At 63.1% G+C, this 17,328-nt stretch carries 17 protein-coding genes; 9 read left to right on the top strand and 8 right to left on the bottom strand.

The window, feature by feature from the left end:
* Window positions 1-872 precede the first annotated feature (872 nt).
* Window positions 873-1,958, bottom strand: coding sequence for a hypothetical protein (locus tag ACUYMZ_RS06610; RefSeq protein WP_481602512.1), 1,086 nt, complete (start codon window positions 1,956-1,958; stop codon window positions 873-875).
* Window positions 1,959-2,511: 553 nt separating this feature from the next.
* Here ACUYMZ_RS06610 and ACUYMZ_RS06605 point away from each other — a divergent pair.
* The 7 genes from ACUYMZ_RS06605 (at window position 2,512) to ACUYMZ_RS06575 (ending at window position 7,118) form a co-directional block, all read left to right on the top strand.
* Window positions 2,512-2,751 carry a PLDc N-terminal domain-containing protein gene (locus ACUYMZ_RS06605; protein WP_481602511.1) on the top strand — a complete coding sequence of 80 codons (240 nt, stop codon included), beginning with the start codon at window positions 2,512-2,514 and terminating at the stop codon, window positions 2,749-2,751.
* Window positions 2,752-2,791: 40 nt separating this feature from the next.
* A complete protein-coding gene (locus ACUYMZ_RS06600) occupies window positions 2,792-3,103 on the top strand; it encodes an ArsR/SmtB family transcription factor (protein WP_481602510.1) in 312 nt (103 codons plus the stop codon).
* Window positions 3,100-3,507 carry an SRPBCC family protein gene (locus ACUYMZ_RS06595; RefSeq protein ID WP_481602509.1) on the top strand — a complete coding sequence of 136 codons (408 nt, stop codon included), beginning with the start codon at window positions 3,100-3,102 and terminating at the stop codon, window positions 3,505-3,507. The genes ACUYMZ_RS06600 and ACUYMZ_RS06595 overlap by 4 nt, the downstream gene beginning before the upstream one ends.
* Window positions 3,508-3,532: 25 nt before the next feature.
* The gene (locus ACUYMZ_RS06590) at window positions 3,533-4,606 is read left to right on the top strand and encodes a hypothetical protein (protein WP_481602508.1); all 1,074 of its coding nucleotides are present in this window, start codon (window positions 3,533-3,535) and stop codon (window positions 4,604-4,606) included.
* Window positions 4,607-4,755: 149 nt separating this feature from the next.
* Window positions 4,756-5,943, top strand: a complete 1,188-nt coding sequence (locus tag ACUYMZ_RS06585; RefSeq protein WP_442424016.1) for a TerC family protein — start codon at window positions 4,756-4,758, stop codon at window positions 5,941-5,943.
* A gap of 106 nt (window positions 5,944-6,049) precedes the next feature.
* On the top strand, window positions 6,050-6,799 hold the full coding sequence (locus tag ACUYMZ_RS06580; RefSeq protein WP_481602507.1) for a DUF1648 domain-containing protein: 750 nt from the start codon (window positions 6,050-6,052) through the stop codon (window positions 6,797-6,799).
* A gap of 82 nt (window positions 6,800-6,881) precedes the next feature.
* Entirely contained in the window at window positions 6,882-7,118 is a 237-nt protein-coding gene (locus ACUYMZ_RS06575) for a hypothetical protein (RefSeq protein WP_481602506.1), read from the top strand.
* Window positions 7,119-7,136: 18 nt separating this feature from the next.
* Here ACUYMZ_RS06575 and ACUYMZ_RS06570 read toward each other — a convergent pair whose 3' ends face one another.
* From ACUYMZ_RS06570 to ACUYMZ_RS06560, 3 genes are all read right to left on the bottom strand, one after another.
* Entirely contained in the window at window positions 7,137-7,853 is a 717-nt protein-coding gene (locus ACUYMZ_RS06570) for a hypothetical protein (RefSeq protein WP_481602505.1), read from the bottom strand.
* 64 nt (window positions 7,854-7,917) lie between these two features.
* Window positions 7,918-9,282, bottom strand: a complete 1,365-nt coding sequence (locus ACUYMZ_RS06565) for an MFS transporter (protein WP_481602504.1) — start codon at window positions 9,280-9,282, stop codon at window positions 7,918-7,920.
* Between the two features lie 84 nt (window positions 9,283-9,366).
* On the bottom strand, window positions 9,367-10,104 hold the full coding sequence (locus ACUYMZ_RS06560) for an ANTAR domain-containing protein (RefSeq protein WP_481602503.1): 738 nt from the start codon (window positions 10,102-10,104) through the stop codon (window positions 9,367-9,369).
* A 259-nt stretch (window positions 10,105-10,363) separates the two neighbouring features.
* Between ACUYMZ_RS06560 and ACUYMZ_RS06555 the strand changes: the two genes are divergently transcribed.
* Entirely contained in the window at window positions 10,364-10,804 is a 441-nt protein-coding gene (locus ACUYMZ_RS06555) for a hypothetical protein (protein WP_481602502.1), read from the top strand.
* A 65-nt stretch (window positions 10,805-10,869) separates the two neighbouring features.
* Here the strand turns inward: ACUYMZ_RS06555 and ACUYMZ_RS06550 are convergent, their stop codons facing one another.
* Genes ACUYMZ_RS06550 through ACUYMZ_RS06535 form a run of 4 tightly spaced genes read right to left on the bottom strand, consistent with a single transcriptional unit; the run spans window position 10,870 to window position 14,771 of the window.
* Complete coding sequence (locus ACUYMZ_RS06550) at window positions 10,870-11,892, bottom strand: LacI family DNA-binding transcriptional regulator (RefSeq protein WP_481602501.1); 1,023 nt, start codon at window positions 11,890-11,892, stop codon at window positions 10,870-10,872.
* Between the two features lie 22 nt (window positions 11,893-11,914).
* Window positions 11,915-12,661, bottom strand: coding sequence for a cupin domain-containing protein (locus ACUYMZ_RS06545; RefSeq protein WP_481602500.1), 747 nt, complete (start codon window positions 12,659-12,661; stop codon window positions 11,915-11,917).
* Complete coding sequence (locus ACUYMZ_RS06540) at window positions 12,661-13,641, bottom strand: DUF6807 domain-containing protein (protein WP_481602499.1); 981 nt, start codon at window positions 13,639-13,641, stop codon at window positions 12,661-12,663. The genes ACUYMZ_RS06545 and ACUYMZ_RS06540 overlap by 1 nt, the downstream gene beginning before the upstream one ends.
* 23 nt (window positions 13,642-13,664) lie before the next feature.
* Entirely contained in the window at window positions 13,665-14,771 is a 1,107-nt protein-coding gene (locus ACUYMZ_RS06535; RefSeq protein WP_481602498.1) for a Gfo/Idh/MocA family protein, read from the bottom strand.
* 210 nt (window positions 14,772-14,981) lie between these two features.
* Between ACUYMZ_RS06535 and ACUYMZ_RS06530 the strand changes: the two genes are divergently transcribed.
* Entirely contained in the window at window positions 14,982-17,324 is a 2,343-nt protein-coding gene (locus ACUYMZ_RS06530; RefSeq protein ID WP_481602497.1) for a beta-xylosidase/alpha-l-arabinosidase, read from the top strand.
* Window positions 17,325-17,328 lie beyond the last annotated feature (4 nt).

Genomic DNA, 17,328 nt, shown 5'->3' with positions numbered 1-17,328 from the left:
CGCTCTCATGCATTGGACAACACTTATCACGAACCTCCGTGCATGCTCGTAAGACGCACATCCAAGCAGGTTGATTTGTTTTTACGCCTTCAAGTTACAGGCTTCCTACCATCACCAATATCGTTCCTCCAGCACTCTTCTTTGCACGCGCCGTTCTTTGTCTGTGATATTCATAATCCCATGACCCTAAACAGTGCTGCCTCGGAAGGTGCCAAGCTTGCTACAGCAGTCCTGAGCTCACTGGGACCGCAAAGCACGTGGATTGCATGGCCGGGAGGTTACCCAGGGCGACCGGACCTCGCTCTGGTCGACGCCGTTATGTCCATCCGCGCTCGCTATGGGAAAACACACTCCAACGGGAGGTCAACCGGCGTGGTGGGCGCAGTGGCGAGGTACAAGGCAATAGCCGAGGGCGCAGGTCCCGACTGGATAGGACACCTATCCAGCTACGAACCCGAGGCACTGGCTGGCGTCGTGGGAAACGCCGTGTCAGGCGGAAGACTGAAAGCCGCAGCTATCGTAGATGCCGCAAGAGCCTTTCACGAAGCTGAAGTCTTTGGCGCGGTGGCGTTCAACCCAGACGATCAAGTTCAGCGACAGCTTTACACCGGCATCCGAGGCTTGGGGCCAGTGACCTGGGATTACTTTTGCATGCTGCTCGGATTTCCAGGAGTTAAGGCCGACACGTGGATTGGCAGATTCGTTACAGACGTTCTTGGCCGGGAATTGGATGCGGCAGCTGCTGGCCTCGCCCTGCGGTCAGCAGCGGAGCAACTACGCGCGAATCCTTCGCAATTGGACCATGCAATTTGGGACCACATGCGACGACGACGGACCGACCGCACGACTGCCCAAACGTTTCAAGCGCGCGACTAACTTATCGGAGCGATGACCGAAAGGCCTTCGGGCGAAGGAGCGAGTTCAAGAACCGTCTGATCAGAATCCGTCAAAAGAGGCAGGCTGTCCGGGGTTGCATGCAATGCTTTGACAAGGCGTGCAAAGCTGGCTCGTGCCTCGATAACCTTCTTACCCGCAATCGCAACGGGTACTTTGCTGGAATCGATCGGCAAGACGCTTAGGTCTTCAACGAGACCAACAAGCTGCGACTGTCTGTCCGCGATTGCCGAAAGCTCACTGCGGACGACTTTTTCGACGTGGGGGAGCGAGCGGTCGCCGTTTGAGAATTCGGCGGCGATTTTCTCCAGCACCGCAACTCGTCCTCGGAGCGCAAGGGCGTGATAAGTCTGGGTAATCATCTGCTCGAATTCCCGCACTTCACTTTCTCTGTTGTCCGCAAGCTCCTTCATAAGCGTTGGGCCGTGAACTCGGTCCGATTTGCCGTATTTTCCTGCGATGCCGAGCCACCGGTCAAGACGATTTATGTATGTGTTTGTCAGTGTGTCTAGGTCACCAAAAGCGTGCGCAGCGGAGGAGATAGACGGAATCTGCGCTTGATCCAAGAGATACCCGGCTACCTTCCGAGCCTGTTGGTCAGCTGTTACTAGGATGGACCGTTCATTTTCGTCCAACCTGACCTGCACCCCAGACACAGCGTCGTTTATCCTGTCCAGCTTCTTGTTCATCTGATGTTGCGCCAACATCTCGCCAGCAACGGCGAGTCCTACCGTGACAATCAGCGGTCCAGCCGCAACAGCGGCACCGGTGCCAGCAGCTGCTGGAACAAGACGGACGTGTCCGGCGATCTTTGACGACCCGGCTGCGCGGGCTAGCCCGCGAAAACCACCGCCTACAGCTGGAACGAGGTCCCTCGCAACCGACCCTGTCGGCAGGATCACCCGATACAGTCCGTCGTTTGAAGCGGCTCGACCAGCCTGCCCGACTGCTTGCCCAATTGCCTTAGCAAATGCCCCGGAAGATTGCGCGACAAGTCCCGACGGACTGGCTTTCGCATCGCGGGGAATAGAGCTGATGATAATGGCTTCCCTGTTCATCAGCATTCGTAGCATTGTCTCGGTATTTAGCTCCTCGCGCGAGGGGACTAGCGGAACAACGACAGCGTTTTCTTCGGACTCCACAGAAACTCCCGGTAACGAATATGAGCGGTTTGCCAGCCAGGGACGCTGGCGCAGGCAGTCTCCACCCTACCGATAAAAGTGCTGATCAATTGGAACTAGTCGACGAGGCCTCTTGACGTCGAAGCCCCACTCCAGTGTCCGATTCACCTAGAATGCGACTAGGCCTCCATAGCCACGAGATTTCGCCCACCACGTTGATGTCGCAGTCCCAGGACGCGAGTTGCACGGCCACATCGCGGCGAAGTTGCCCGCGATGAACGGGCATTTACCCATGCCCCAGGCCCAACACTCACCACCTAGGGCCCCGGATCGCACCACCTATTTTTGGGGAAGTACGACTCACCGCGCATGTGAAAACCGCGGAATTCCGCCGATTGCCACCACCTAGGGTTCCTACTCTGCGGCTAAGCGTTGCCTCCTACGAAGAGAATGGGCTCAGCGAATTGCACTTCCCCATCAACTGAAACGGGACAACGTGGAAGCTTTTCAATGGGCTTGGGCTGGCTTGGGAGCATTGGCTGCTCTCTTTGTCGCGGGCTCCATCATCTGGGCCGTCTTCGATGTCCTTCGACAGACCGCCCTGAACCAGACAACCAAGGCGGTGTGGCTAATCATGCTCTTCACAGTTCCGCTCCTCGGCGTCTTCGCTTGGCTGTACTGGAGACCGAAGATCACGAGCAGCAATCCTCGAATCCAAAACACCCTAAAGCTCTGACCACATGTCACGTCGGAAATTTCCGACATATCATCATCAAGTGCTTCCCGACGTCTTCGGCGCCCTTGCGAACCCCTCGCGACGCATCATCCTCGACAGCCTCCTCGCCGGTCCCCTGACCGCCGGGGAACTAACGGGACGCCTGGCACTCAGCCGTTCATCGGCGTCGGAACATCTGACAGTCCTGAAGGAGGCCGGGCTCATCCGAGAGGAACGGCAAGGCCGCCACAGGATCTACCACCTTCAAGCCGAGGGACTGCAGGAGGTCGGCGGCTGGCTGAAGCACTACGAGCAATATTGGAACCGGCGACTCGACGCGCTGGGCGAACTACTGGATAAGGAAAACCCATGACCGAGAACGCCATCCGCTTGGAGCGCACCTTCGCCCACTCCCCCGAGGCCGTCTGGGCAGCGCTTACGACGCCGGCACTCCTCGCCAAGTGGTGGGCGCCGGGCGACATCGCTCCCATGGTCGGCCACCGCTTCACCATGGACATGGGTGGCTGGGGTCAGCAGCCGTGCGAGGTCACCGCCGTCGAACCCGGCAAGTCGATCACGTTCGTCTTCGCAGAAGGCACCCTGGACACGACCATCACCTGGGCACTGGAGGCCACCGAGGGCGGCACGATCCTTCACTTCGAACACGCCGGCTTCAACCTGGCCACCCCGATGGGTCGCCAGGCCCTCGAAGGCATGGGCAACGGCTGGCCCGGTTTGGTCGCGCGTATCGATCAGGTGCTGGTCAGCGCCAGCTGAACACAGCGGGGCAATTGGGGGACATATGGAAGACGTTGAATCGCTGCTCAAGGGCCCACGCTGGCGCCGTCTGTGCCTGGAGCTCGCCATGGAAGCTGACCAAGAAATCCGCCTGGCCGTCTTCTATCTTGGCTACGACCTCGACCCAGGTAGGGGTACGTCACGGGTGATGTTGTCCATGGCGTCCTCCCGTGAAGTGCCTCTCCCGCCGCCCACTCCGACGGTGGCTGACCTGGCGAGGATGCTCAGCGAGCTGGACGTCAAGGACAAAATCCAAAGGCTCACCGACACCGCTTTGATACGTGCCATCGACGCGGCTCGATACTGGCAGCCGCCCGACGGAGAAGACGTACTTGCCGCCAACCCTGTCATCACCAGAGCGCTCGGCCACCTCGCCACAACCATCCTGGAAGAGCCCACTACAGATTGGTGGTCGAACAGGTTCCAAGCAAAGCAATGGACCATCGATTGGCGTTCCCCCAACGACCCCGCGCCGTTGTCCACGAATCCCAGCGAAGTTCTCGTTGAATGGTCGCGCCACGAACGGACCATGGAACACCGGGCAGCAAGGGAACGACCGGCCGACATCAACGCCAATTACGGCGGAGAGTGGTGGTCCATCCCCTACCGCCTGACGCAAAGCATGAGCCGAGTACCTGCAGGCCTGGACCTCGTCGAAGATTCCTTGGGCTGGGAAGAGGCCACCGTCATCCCCGTCTCAGGAACCGGCCGCATCCTCGAATTAGAAACAGCAGAGGACTGGACCGGACTTTGCCGGGACTTTCCGTTTGAAGTGACTGCCTCGCGCCGCCACGACTGGTACCGCACCACAGGACGCGACGGCCGCTGGGTCCTCCCGGATTGGGAACGCGTTGCCGGTCAATGGGACGCCGTACATCTCAGTGTGAACGCTTACCTTCGCCTGGCCGGCCGTGCCCTGGACGTAGACACAGCAGAGGGAACGGCCAGCGTCATCGCGGGCTGGAATCCGGACACTACGCTGTGGCTCACGGATGTCCTCCGCGAAACAGGAGAACCCCGCCAGCACTGGAACCGGGAGCACAACCAGGATCGTTGGGAACAACAGAGGACCCACTGACGTACCGGAGGCACCCAACCCAGCCACCCGCCGTCGTACGTTTCACGAACCGCAAGAAACGGTGCCAGGTGACGTGACCCGGTAAGTTGGTGGAAAGAGTTTTGACCCTCGGTGAGTAACACGCCCCGGCCTCACGAAAGCAGGATCACATGACCGTTTCCCCCCTTATTTGGGGTATCACCATCGTCGTTATTCTTGGGCTGCTGGCCTTCGACTACTTCTTCCACATCCGCAAGGCCCACGTCCCGTCGCTGAAGGAAGCCGCCATTTGGTCCTCCATCTACGTGGGGTTGGCCGTTGTGTTCGGCATCCTGGTGCTGGTGTTCGGCGGGGCCCAGATGGGCTCGGAGTACTTCGCCGGCTACATCACGGAGAAGGCCCTGTCCGTGGACAACCTCTTCGTGTTCCTGATCATCATGGCGAGCTTCCGGGTGCCGCGTGAAGACCAGCAGAAGGTGCTGCTGTTCGGCATCGTGTTCTCGCTGATTGCCCGTACCGGGTTCATCTTCCTGGGCGCTGCGTTGATCAACTCGTTCGCGTGGGTGTTCTACATCTTCGGCCTGATCCTGCTGCTCACGGCAGGCAACCTGCTCAAGCCCGACGGCCATGGTGACGATCAAGCGAACAACTTCATGATCCGGCTCGCCAAAAGGCTCTTCCACACTACGGATAAGTACGACGGCGACAAGCTCTTCACCGTGGTCAACGGCAAGCGTGCCCTGACTCCCATGCTCCTGGTGATGGTGGCTATCGGTGGAACGGACATCCTGTTCGCGCTCGACTCCATCCCGGCGATCTTCGGCCTCACGCAGAACGTGTTCATCGTGTTCACGGCAACGGCGTTCTCGCTCATGGGCCTGCGCCAGCTGTACTTCCTGATCGACGGCCTGCTGGACCGCCTGATCTACCTCTCCTACGGCCTGGCCGCGATCCTGGCGTTCATCGGCGTCAAGCTCATCCTCCACGCCCTGCACGAGAACAACCTGCCGTTCGTCAACGGCGGCGAGCACGTCAACGTCATCGAGATCTCCACCGGACTCTCACTCAGCGTGATCTGTGGAACCCTGATCATCACCGTGGTGCTGTCCCTGCTCAGCCCCGCCGGCAAGGCCCAGACCGCCATCAACAACGCCCGCCGGCACGCGGTCAACTACCTCGACCTGGACTACACGGCCGATGCCGCAGAACGCGAGCGCATCTACCGCGCACTGACGGCCGAAGAAGCACAGATTGTCCAGATGCCTCTGAAGTACCGGAACAAGGCTAAGGACGTGGACCTGATCCGCGAACAGGTGGCCGAGGCCCACCGCCAGCACGAGGAGTTCCTGCGGCGGTAGTCACCTCCCCAGAAAAGGCGGGCGGCGCCCTGTTCCCAGCGGACAGGACGCCGCCCTTCTTTCTGAAAGTTCTCCATGGGCATGATGCCGGGCTAGGCTGACGATCGTGACTGCTGATGTGGGGGCTCAAATCAATCACCGTCGCGGCCGCTTCTGGCTGCCGCACCTCATAGCGCTCGTGATTTTGGCGCTCTGCTTTGTCTTTGGAGCCCTGACCTTTGAGTCGCTGCCCGATACTGTCGCCACCCATTGGGGACCAAGCGGACGCCCCGATGCCTGGGCCCCGAAATCCTTCGAGGCTGTGTTCTCTCCGTTGATGATGGGCGCGGGTCTTTGCGTCCTCCTGTCTCTAGTCACGGCCTTGGTCCCAAAGATGGTGCAGGTGGACGACGACGCCAGCCTGTGGGAGCGGTATCGCCGAGAAGGAACGATCCGCGGCACTGTGGCGGTTCTGGGCGGCACCTCCGTTCTGATCGCCGCCATCATCGGATTTCTTTCCGTTGCCGGGTGGACGACTCCGGACCATGTTCCCTGGTGGCCGGCGGCTGTAGTCACCGCGCTGTTCCTTGTGGTGATTCCGGTTTCCTATGCGGCGGCTGCCCGTTGGGCACGGCGGACGGCCTCGGCTCAGGGAATTCATCCCACAGCGGCAGAGGAGCAGGAAGAAAAGCTGTGGATCGCGGGCGTCCTTTACAACGATCCAAACGACCCACATCTACTGGTCGCCAAACGCGCCGGAACCGGAGTTGGCTTGACGGTGAACGTGGGCAACACCAGAGGACGCGTCGCTGTCGCCGTTTTCCTGGGCCTTTTTGTGGTGCTTCCAGTCATTCTCGGCGTCGTCGCCGCGCTTTAGGGCCAGACCCAAAACCCCGCGTCACGATCCCCATCCTCACCCCACTCATCTGACAAGACCCAGGCAGATAGAGGGATGACTCATGACCGGAACACAAGAAACCGCGGACCCATCGGTGGGGTGGGTGCTGGCCAGTGACTGGACTCGGCTCAAAGGCAGGAACGTAGAGGTTTACGATCACGGCGAGCTGATTGACCAAGGAACCGTGGAAAGCGTCGCCCCGGACGGGAACCTGCTGTGGCTCGGGTTCCACGGGAATACGCCGCGGCGGATCGTGGAGCGGCTCCGGGAGACGTGTGTGCGGATCCTGCCGGACTAGTACGTCCGCGCCCGGGAGCTATCCCAGCAGGCTTCCGTGGTGCCCTGGCAACGCGGCCACGCTCATCACGGTCTTCCCGCGGCCCTTTCCCCGGATAGCATCCACGCGCCGGACACAGCGTTCCACGGCGGCACGGCCTGCCGCGCTCCCGTCCAGGAGAATGTAGATCCGCGACTCGTGGAGGGTTGCTTTCCCCCGCACGGGTGTCAGCTCCGATTTCAGGATCTGGCCAATGTCGGCGAGCACGTCCCAGCCGAGAGGGTACGAGTCCCACTCCAGGGCAAGCGTCGCCAACTCCGCGCCGCCCTGCTGGGTCAGCCCATACAGGGACAGGTCCAAGAGCAACTGTTCAAAGTGCGCCAGCGTGGGCAGACCGGTCCTGGGGTCCACGCAGGCAATCGGCTGGATGCGTTCGCTTTCGAAGGTCCACCCTTCCACGAGGTCGCGCATGGTTTCTTCACAGACGGGCAGCTCGGCAGCGCTGAAGAAGGCGCTCATGTCCACCATGGTTTCCTTGACGCCAACGCCATGGTACGCCCGGGCCGCACCCAAAAGGCGTGCGGCTTCGGGGAGCGCGCGTGCCGCCTGACAGGCCCGGATCACGCCGTCCACTTCGGGGACAAGCCAGTCGCCGGGGTACCGCCAACCAGCTTGCTTGCTGTGTTCCTGCCACCGGTCGCGCAAGAGCACGGGATTACCGCTGCCGCCGCCGGAGATGTGAAGAGGGTTACTCATACCGATACAGTGCCTGACCTCAGGAATCGTGACGCGTTTTTCGAGGAAACTCCCAGCGAGGTTTCTACGCCTCCGCAGGCTTGCGCCAGAGAACGGACAAGACAATCACCAACGCACTCAAACCCAGCATAACCAGCACCATGAGACCCCAGTTGGCCTGGTTCACCCCGGGCCCATAGAACACCCCGATCAGCACGGTGGCCGTGATGGCTCCCAGGTACCGGCAGGTCTGGAAAATGCCGGCGGCCACACCCCGTTCCTCAGGACGGGCCGATACATACAAGCCCTGGTTCGACGCGGTGCTCACCGCCCCGTACGGAACACCCATCACAGCGGTGAGCACCAGCACCAGCGGGGGCCACAGCGAGAGTGTCAGCAACCCCAGCGCCGCCGAAGCACCAGCCAGCACCACCACCCCGGTGATGAGCACGGTCCGCACGCCGAACCGCTCAATCAGCCGAACCGTCAGCGGCGTCACCAAAACCGACATGGACGCAAGGGGCAGCATGAGCAGGCCTACCAGACCGGCGTCGTAATTCCCTGCTTCCTGGAGCAACTGCGGAAGGCCGAAGAACGCAAAATAGTAGACACCGCTGAACACCACAAACACCAGGTACACCAGCAGCAGCGGCCGGTTGCGGCCCAGCAGGCGGAGGTCCAGGAACGGCGGCTTGAAGCGAAGCTCCCGCCACGCGAAAAGCGCACCAACCACCAAGGCGCCGCCCAACAGGTACCAGCGATACCCCGGCAGCACGTTGAGCAGCGCCATCATGGCGAGCATCAGGGACACCACAAAGGCGAGGATGCCGGGGATGTCCGAATCGCGGATGAGGGTGCCCAGTGAGCCGGTTTCCCGTCCGACGTCGGCGGGTGCGGTCCGCTGCACGATCAACAGGGCGAGCAGCGCCAACGGCACGTTGATGACAAACAGCGCCTGCCAGTCGAACAAGCTCACCAGCAACCCGCCCACCACAGGGCCGACAGCGGCCGCAGATGTGTTGGCCATCTGGATCCGGCCCAGCGGCCGCGTGGACGGAACCTTGGCCAGCCGGCTCAGTTCGGTAACCATGACGACGGCGGACGGGTACGCCGTGGCGGTTCCCACCGCCATGAGGGCCCGGGCCACGCAGACCAGCGCAAAGTTGTCCAGGAATGGCGCGACCGCACATGTCACCGCCACGAGCGCCATGCCGAAAGTGAACAACCGGCGCGGACCGAAGCGGTCGGCGAGCCTGCCCATCAACGGCTGCCCGGCGGCGGACGCAAGGTAGAAGGCCGTGATGACCCACGTAACCGTGGCGACGTCGAGCGAGAAGTCCTCCCGCAGCACCACCAAAGCCACGGCAATCATGGACGAATTCAGTGGATTCAGCGCGGTGCCGATGCTGAGCGCAGCGATGGCCAGGCCGGGACGGGATGTGTTGCTCACCCACCCAAGTCTGCTCCATGGTTGCCTCGGGTCACGAACGCGAGCCGGTGGGTGGACACACCCAGTTACCCGGCAGAAGCACGCCTACTCCTCGAAGTGGGTGGTCACTTTCCCGGAGGACACAGCCGCAATGATCGACTGGGCCAGGTGGCGCAGCTTGATGTTGCGGTTGCTGGAGGCGGTCCGGAGGATGGTGAACGCTTCCTCCTGGCTGCAATGGTTCTGCGCCATGATGGCACCCACCGCCAGGTCAATGACCGTGCGGGACTGCATGGCAGCTGTGAGGTCGTTTTTGGCGTCGCTGAGCTGGGCGATCTTGAGGGCGAGGCGCAGGGACTTGGAAGCGTGCGAGGCAAAGACCTCTGCACGTTCCACGTCCGTGGGGCTGAACGCATTGGGCCGCTCTGAGTAGAGGTTCAGCGAGGCACGGGTGTCGCCCTCCACCATCAGGGGGACCGTGAGGACCGACCGCAGCCCCTGGTCGGCGGCTGCCTCCACGTACTCAGGCCAGCGGTCTTCGCGGAGGAGGTCCGGCACCATCATGGACGAGAGCTCGTCCATGGCGGTGAGGCACGGGCCATCGAGGGTGTTCTGGAGTTCATCCAGCACCCGGGCCCGGTCGTCACTGCTGGCTGCCGTGGCCGACTTCTTCCGGCGCTGAACGGTGATGCCACAGTAGACGGGAGACTTGGGGTTGGAGAGGCTCTCTGCGGAGAACTGGGCGAGGTCGCTGAGAAAGGCCTCGACATCTTCGCTGCCCAGGACGAGATCCAGAAAATATCCGTTCTGGAGAGCTTCCTGCTCAGGGCGGGGGTTGACCATGTGTGACGTTCCTACTGACTGAAAAGCGTCCCCAGCAGACAGCAAAGGAGCGAATTTGCCGCCCTCTGCAAAACGGTCTGAAAACACCTTATCGCCCAACGTTCACCGGTACAAAGTGCGGCACGACCTGCGGTTTCATGAACCTCACACGCTGCGATCTGTCAACTCACCGAGGGTGTCACTCCGGACAGAAAGTAAGTAGGCTTACTTTAGTAGGCGGGTCCGACACGCGGACCGGTTCTCGGAAAGGAGACATCTGATGGGCGTAGGAGACAGCATCCGCAATGCAGCCGAAAACGCAATGGAAGATCTGGCAGGAACCTCCGACCCGGTGAACAAGGGACGGGTGCCGGAACCCAACGAGAAAGAGGACGATATCCACGTCCATTCCTCCCTCAGCGAAGGGTCCAACGCCAACGACTCCGACACCCCGGAGGAACAGGCCCGGCGGACATCCGGCCACGCCGCATCGGCAAGACCTTCCACCGGCGGCACGGATACCGGAGACACCTTCGCGGGCCGCGGCGGCGTGGACACCGACAGCGACGTGAACCAGGACCGTGAAGGGGATGCGAACATGCCGGCAGCTTCCGGTGACGTCCCCGGCCCGGCAGGCCTTCCCGACGGTGACCCGGACGCCTTGCGCGCGGACCCCTCAGAGGGCGGCGAAGACCCCTCCACCAGCATGGGCCGCGGGTAGCACTCCCGGGCGCTGCTGGATATCGGCTGAGCGGGGGCCGCGACGGACCCTAAGCGCAACGGACCTTAAGAAGGCACCGCCGCCGTGGACCCCCGCTCCACCAATTCCGTGCCAAGTTCGATCCGCTTCGGTAGCTCTTCATCCCCCTCCAAGTGCCGGAGCAGCGCACGCATGGCCGTCTCAGCCATCTGGACCACGGGCTGGCGGATGGTGGTCAGCCCGGGCTCGATCCACTCGGCGGCGGGGATATCGTCGAAACCGATGATGGACAGGTCCTCCGGGATCCGCAGGCCGGCCGAGCGCGCGGCCCGATAGGCACCCAGGGCCTGGGCGTCGTTGCCGGTGAAGATCGCGGTGGGCCTCTTCTTCAGCGCCAGGAGGGAGCGGGTCCCCTTCTCCCCCGACTCGATGGAGAAGTCACCGGGCACCATCAGGCTCGAATCCACATCCACCCGGGCCCGGCGCAGCGCAGCCAAATACCCGTCCTCGCGGGCACCACTGCACTGCAGGTCCTCACGTCCGCCGATCATGCCGATGCGCGTGTGTCCCAGCTTCAGCAAATGCTCCGTGGCTGAAAACGCTCCATCCCAGTTGGCCGCCCCCACGGTCATCAACTCCGGACCGGGCTGGCCCACGGGATCGATCAGGATGACGGGGATGCCCAGCGACTTGATGCGCTGGATCTGCTTGGGGTCCAGTTCATAAACCGCCAGCAGCACGCCGTCGGACTTCCGCTCTGCAAGGTTCGCCAACCAGGGCCGGATGCGCGAGCCATCCAGGGACAGGCTGCTCACCACGGTGCCGTAGCCGGCTTCCTGGGCAACGCGCTCCACGCCCTCGATGATCTCGCAGGCCCACTCGGACCCCATGCCCGGGAAGACCAGGTCGATCAGCCCGGCCCGCTTCCTGCGCTTGGCCGGCCGCCGGGCGTAGTCGCGCTTGGCAATAATGTCTTCCACTTTGGCACGCGTTGCTGCCGCTACATGGGCATGGCCGTTGAGGACCTTGGACACCGTGGGCACGGACACCCCGGCCTCGCGCGCAATCTCGCCGATGGTTGCCCGCCCCGCGTCCTGCTTGGTTGCCATGAAGCCCCTTTCAGCCGGGGAGTCACCTCCCGGCAACAACAGTTTCGGAAAGTTCCCATGCCTGGATCCGACCGCACATGCCGTAAATTCTGCGGGTTTTCCGTTCGCCCATCGTAGTCCTCGCCTCCTGCATGTAGAAAGTTTCCGCTGCGTCCAGGGCTGCCAACTGCTCAGCAGTGGTGCCCGCCTGCCTCGACGCACCGTCAGCCAGGTATCCACGCCAAGCGTCCGTTCGCCCACGCACCAGCCGCGCGGCAGCGGCATGGAAGTCGGCGAGCGCCGCGACTCCGGCCTCCAGCACGGCGGCTTTGAGGTCCAAATACCCTTCCAACGCCAGATCACGACGACGACGCGCGGCCGCTTCAGCGGTGACGTCACCGCCGTCGGCGTTCTGTGACGAAAGCTGCGCCGCGCGGGCGTAAGCGTCAGAGTCCACGAGGTACCCAGGCGGAAACGTCATGACAGCGTCGCCGTTTTCGGGCAGGCCGGCGTTCTGCATGACCACCAGGACGCGCAGGTCACCGGAGTCGTTGATGGCGCGGTGAACCGTTCCGGGCGTAAACCACACCACTGTTCCGGGTTCCAACGGCGTGGTGGTGAACCCCCGTGAGTCCAGCGTCTCCAGGCGGCCGGTCCCCTGCTGCACCACGTAAGCCTCCGTTGATGCGGTGTGGAGGTGCGGCGATCCTCCCGCGGCTCCGTCAGCTCCCGGCCAGTCATAGATGCTCACCTCGGAAACTGCGGTGGCGCCCGGAAAGGTACTGCACATCAGGACCACGCCTCCAAAGCAACCCGTCCGGCTTCGGCGAGTGCCGCAGCCGAGTCGGCGTCCACGCTGCCGTCCGCAATCACGACGGCGTACCTGTACCTGAGCGGCTCGCCCACCTTGAGCGGGACTTCTTCGCTGAAGAACGGCGCCGAGCCGAGGCAGGCGAACATGGACGAGCGTGCGAACCATTGGTTGGAGGCGCCGGGGTTGGCTTGGTCCTCGACGAAGAGGATGGAGGACTTCCGGCAGGTGTCGTCGTGCTGGCCTGTGAAAGCGATCCACGGTGACCGGGTACCCATGAATTCGTCCGCTCCGGAGCGTGTCTCCGAGCGGAATTCGCCGCCCGTGAAGGAACGGGGACCGCGCCAGAACAGCCCGCCGTAACCTGCGTTGTCGCGGCCTTCCGTGGTGGGGCTGCCGATGGTGATTTCAGTACCGGAAACATTCTCCATGGTGGTGTCGAAGAGCAGCACCCATTCCTCGCCTGAGGGCAGGAGCTGGATGGCGAAGCTCCGTTGTTCTGAAATGAGGGGCTTTCCGGGCGGAGCGGGTTCAAAGGATGTGCCGGGTTCCGCAGGCTGTGCCGTCCACACCAGGGATTCAGTGGCGGTGATCCCTTGCGGCGTTTCCTGGATGCGGGCGAACGCTTCGTGGTTCATGGCACCGTTGTTGTCCAGGTTCGCATACCCGGTGCTGCGGGTGTAGGTGGCGCCGCCCCAGAAGTTGTGCTCGCCCACGTTGGGAAGTGCCCACGACAAGCCTTTGTGCCAAACGTGGTCCCACGGTCGGTAAATGGTGACTTCGTCTCCCCCCAGGGTGGTGAGCGGATGGAAGAAGGGCCGGGGGCTTTCGTACTGGTCGTCCGCGGGCCGGTAGACATAGGTGGCGAGATGCCGTCCGTCGACACCGAAGGTCAACGAGCGTCCGTCATCGAAGTAGCCGATGGTAGTTGTCGGGTCGGTCTGGGCTGCAGTTGTCATGGGAAGGTTCTCCTGATGATGGATTAGGCGCGTGCTGTGGCGGCGAGGACGCTGGTGCCGAGTCCCTCGCCGTCCATGCCGCCATAGAAGGGATGTCCGGGAACGATGTCGCCGCGCTTGACGGGCTGGCCGGTGAAGGCTGAAGCGTAAATGGCGGCAGCGAACTCCAGTGTTTGCCGCGCTGAGGCTGCTCCGGCCGGGAGCGGCAATCCGGCGTCGAGCGCGTCATACATGGCCAGGAACTGGGCGGAGTGGCCGCTGCCCCGGTCGAGCGGTTGGGCGTTCCATGCCGTGGAGACGGGTTCCTCGTGGCCGGGCGCGGCGGTAATGGTCCAGTTGTCGGGGCTGTAGCCGTAGAGGTGGCTGAGTTCAACGGTGGCAAATTCGCAGTCAATGCGGATATCGGACGTCTCCCGCGGGGACAGCAGTGAGTTGATCACGGTGGCCACTGCTCCGTTCCCAAAGCGGACCAGGGCTGCCGAGACGTCTTCGGTGGATGTTGCCCGTGCCTGCCGGGAAGCGAGGGCTGTCACCTCTTCCCATGGGCCCAGGAGATGCAGCAGGAGGTCGAACTGGTGGATGCCGTGGCCCATGGTGGGTCCGCCTCCTTCGGCTTTCCACGTTCCGCGCCAGGGAAGATCGAAGTACTCGTCCGGCCTGTACCAGAGCGTGTCGCAGCGGGCCACCAAGGGACGCCCGAAGTCAGCTCCGCCGATCAGCGTGCGGGCCGCAGCAGAAGCGTCGCCAAAGCGGTGCTGGAACACACAGGAGAACTGGGCGCCACCGCGCGCCTGTGCCGTGGTCAGGCGGTCGAAGTCGGCCAGGCTGAGGGCCGGTGGCTTTTCCGACAGGACGTGGGCTCCGGCTTCGAGGCACTCGATGGCCTGGTCGATGTGCAGCATCGGCGGGGTGCAGAGGTGGACGATGTCAGGCTTGGCCTCAGCGAGCAGCTCGCCCAATTGTGTGTAGCGACCGGGGATACCGTGCTCGTCGGCAAAGGACTGGAGCCGGTGGTCGTCCACGTCGCATGCTGCAACCACGTGGGCGCGCCCTTCGGCGCGGGCCAGGTTGGCGGCATGGACGGCAGCGATACCGCCCGTTCCGACGATGGCAACTCTGTAGGTGTTCATGGGAATCTTTCTGCTGAGAGGTCGGAAAGTTTCTGGTTTGGGGACGCGCCCGGAAAGCTCACGCACACAACAGCGGTGTCCCCAGGGGCGCGGAGGATCGCTGGCATGTCGGTTGATGCGTCAGTAGCCAGTCAACACTTTTGGCTCTGGAAAGTAAACACAACTTTCTGATAGTTTCTAAAAACTTCCTCCCAACCCAAGGAGCACCCAGTGACCAGCGGCGCCGCCGAAAAGCAAGCACTTGCCCGCATGCCCGCCCAGGACGTGGTGGAACATCTCATCCGTGAAATGACGCTCGAAGAAAAGCTCGCCCAATTGGTCGGCGTCTGGGTCAATGCTTCAACGGACGGTGATTCTGTGGCCCCGCTGCAGAACCACATGGCCGGTGACTCAAGAACGTGGGACGAGGTGATCGCCCAGGGCCTGGGCCAGATCACCCGGATGTACGGCACTGTTCCTCTGGAACCCTCCGAGGGCGCGCGACGACTTGCCGCCGCCCAGGAGCAGATCGTTGCTGCGTCCCGATTCGGCATTCCGGCACAGGTCCACGAGGAATGCCTTGCCGGCCTGGCGGCGTGGAAGGCGACAGCGTTCCCGGTGCCCCTTGCCTGGGGTGCCTCATTCAACCCCGAACTGGTGCGTCTTATGGCGTCCCGGATTGGACGGTCCATGCGCTCCCTCGGTGTCCACCAGGGCCTGGCTCCCGTGCTGGATGTGGTCCGTGACCTCCGGTGGGGCCGCGTGGAGGAGACCATCGGCGAGGACCCCTACCTGGTAGGCACCGTGGCCACTGCCTACGTTCAGGGCCTTGAGTCCACGGGCATCGTGGCGACACTCAAGCACTTTGTCGGCTACTCCGCTTCCCGGGCAGGCCGGAACCACGCGCCGGTCTCCATGGGACCGCGCGAGCTCGCCGACGTGATGCTCCCGCCGTTCGAAATGGCCATCCGCCATGGCGCGCCCCGTTCGGTGATGCACGCTTATACCGACGTCGACGGCGTACCTGCCGCCGCGAACCGCGCACTTCTGACGGGGCTGCTTCGTGAGGATTGGGGCTTCACCGGGACTGTCGTTGCCGACTACTTCGGGGTCGCCTTCCTGGACGTCACCCATGGTGTGGCCGCAGACTCCGGTGACGCTGCCGTGCTGGCCTTGACGGCCGGCGTTGACGTTGAACTTCCAACCGTGAACTGTTTCGGTGGGCCTCTGCTGGCCAAGGTGCGTGAGGGAGTTGTGGACCAAACCACCGTGGACGAAGCCCTGCGAAGGGTGCTGCGGCAGAAAGCCGAGCTGGGGCTTTTGTCCCCGGACTTCCGTGCAGAACCACCCGCCCTGTCCGGACCCGTTGGCCTGGATCCTGCAGAGGACCGGGAACTGGCGCGGGAGCTGGCGGCGCAGTCGTTGGTCCTGCTGAGCAACCGGACCTTCAAGGGACAGCCAGCATTGCCGCTAACCCCCTCCGGCCCGGTGGCCGTTGTTGGCCCCTTGGCTGATGACCCCTTCGCCATGCTCGGGTGCTACTCGTTCGATGCCCACGTGGGTGCATCGCACCCCGACGTACCCATGGGAATCTCCGTCCCCTCGGTGGCAGCCGTGGCAGCCGGCCGGTATGACTCTGTTGCGGTGTCGGTAACCGGAAACTGCGAGTCGGCCACCGGGGAACAGATCGCGGACGCCTGTGCCACTGCGGCTTCTGCGGACACGTGCGTGATCGTGGTCGGCGACAACGCCGGCTTGTTCGGCCGGGGCACGTCGGGCGAAGGCAACGACGCCGCCGGCCTGCAGCTTCCCGGCGACCAGCACGAGATGCTGGACCGCATTCTGGCGGTGTGCGGCGAAACGGGAACCCGGTCAGTGATCGTGGTCCTCAGCGGCCGGCCCTATGCCTTGGGCGACTTCGTGGATCGCGCCGACGCAATCGTTCAGGGCTTTTTTCCTGGCGAAGAAGGTGCCGCCGCCGTATGGGACGTGCTGACCGGCGTCGTGAATCCGTCCGGCAAGCTGCCCGTCTCCGTGCCACGCTCCCCCGGCGGCCAGCCCGGCACTTACCTGCATTCGAAGTTGGCCGGCCCCACAGAAGTCAGTGCCTTGGATCCGTCCCCGTTGTTCGCTTTTGGTCACGGCCTCTCCTACACGACCTTTGACCTCTCGGACCATGGTTGCAGCGCCCCCACCATGTCCACGGAGGGAACGCTCACGCTGTCCTGCCGTGTGACCAACACGGGGTTCCTGCCGGGAGCGGAAATCGTGCAGCTCTACCTGGAAGATCCGGTGGGCGAGGTCGTCCGTCCGGTGCGCGAGTTGATCGGTTATGCCCGTGTCGAACTGGACGCCGGAGCTTCCGCCGTCGTCGAATTCGAGGTACACGCAGACCGCACGTCCTTCACGGGCCTGGATCTGGAGCGCGTGGTGACCCCGGGGTTGGTGAAGCTGCACGTCGGGACATCCAGCAGCCACTACGCCGCCACCCACGAGGTCATCCTGGACGGCGTGCGCCGGGTGGTTGGCTTTGACCGTCAGATGCTGACGCCGGCCAGGGTCCGGATGGACTGACTCC

It is taken from the genome of Arthrobacter sp. T572, from assembly GCF_056780115.1.
Note: the sequence above shows the minus strand (reverse complement) of the source record. Positions and strands in the feature narration are given on the sequence as shown.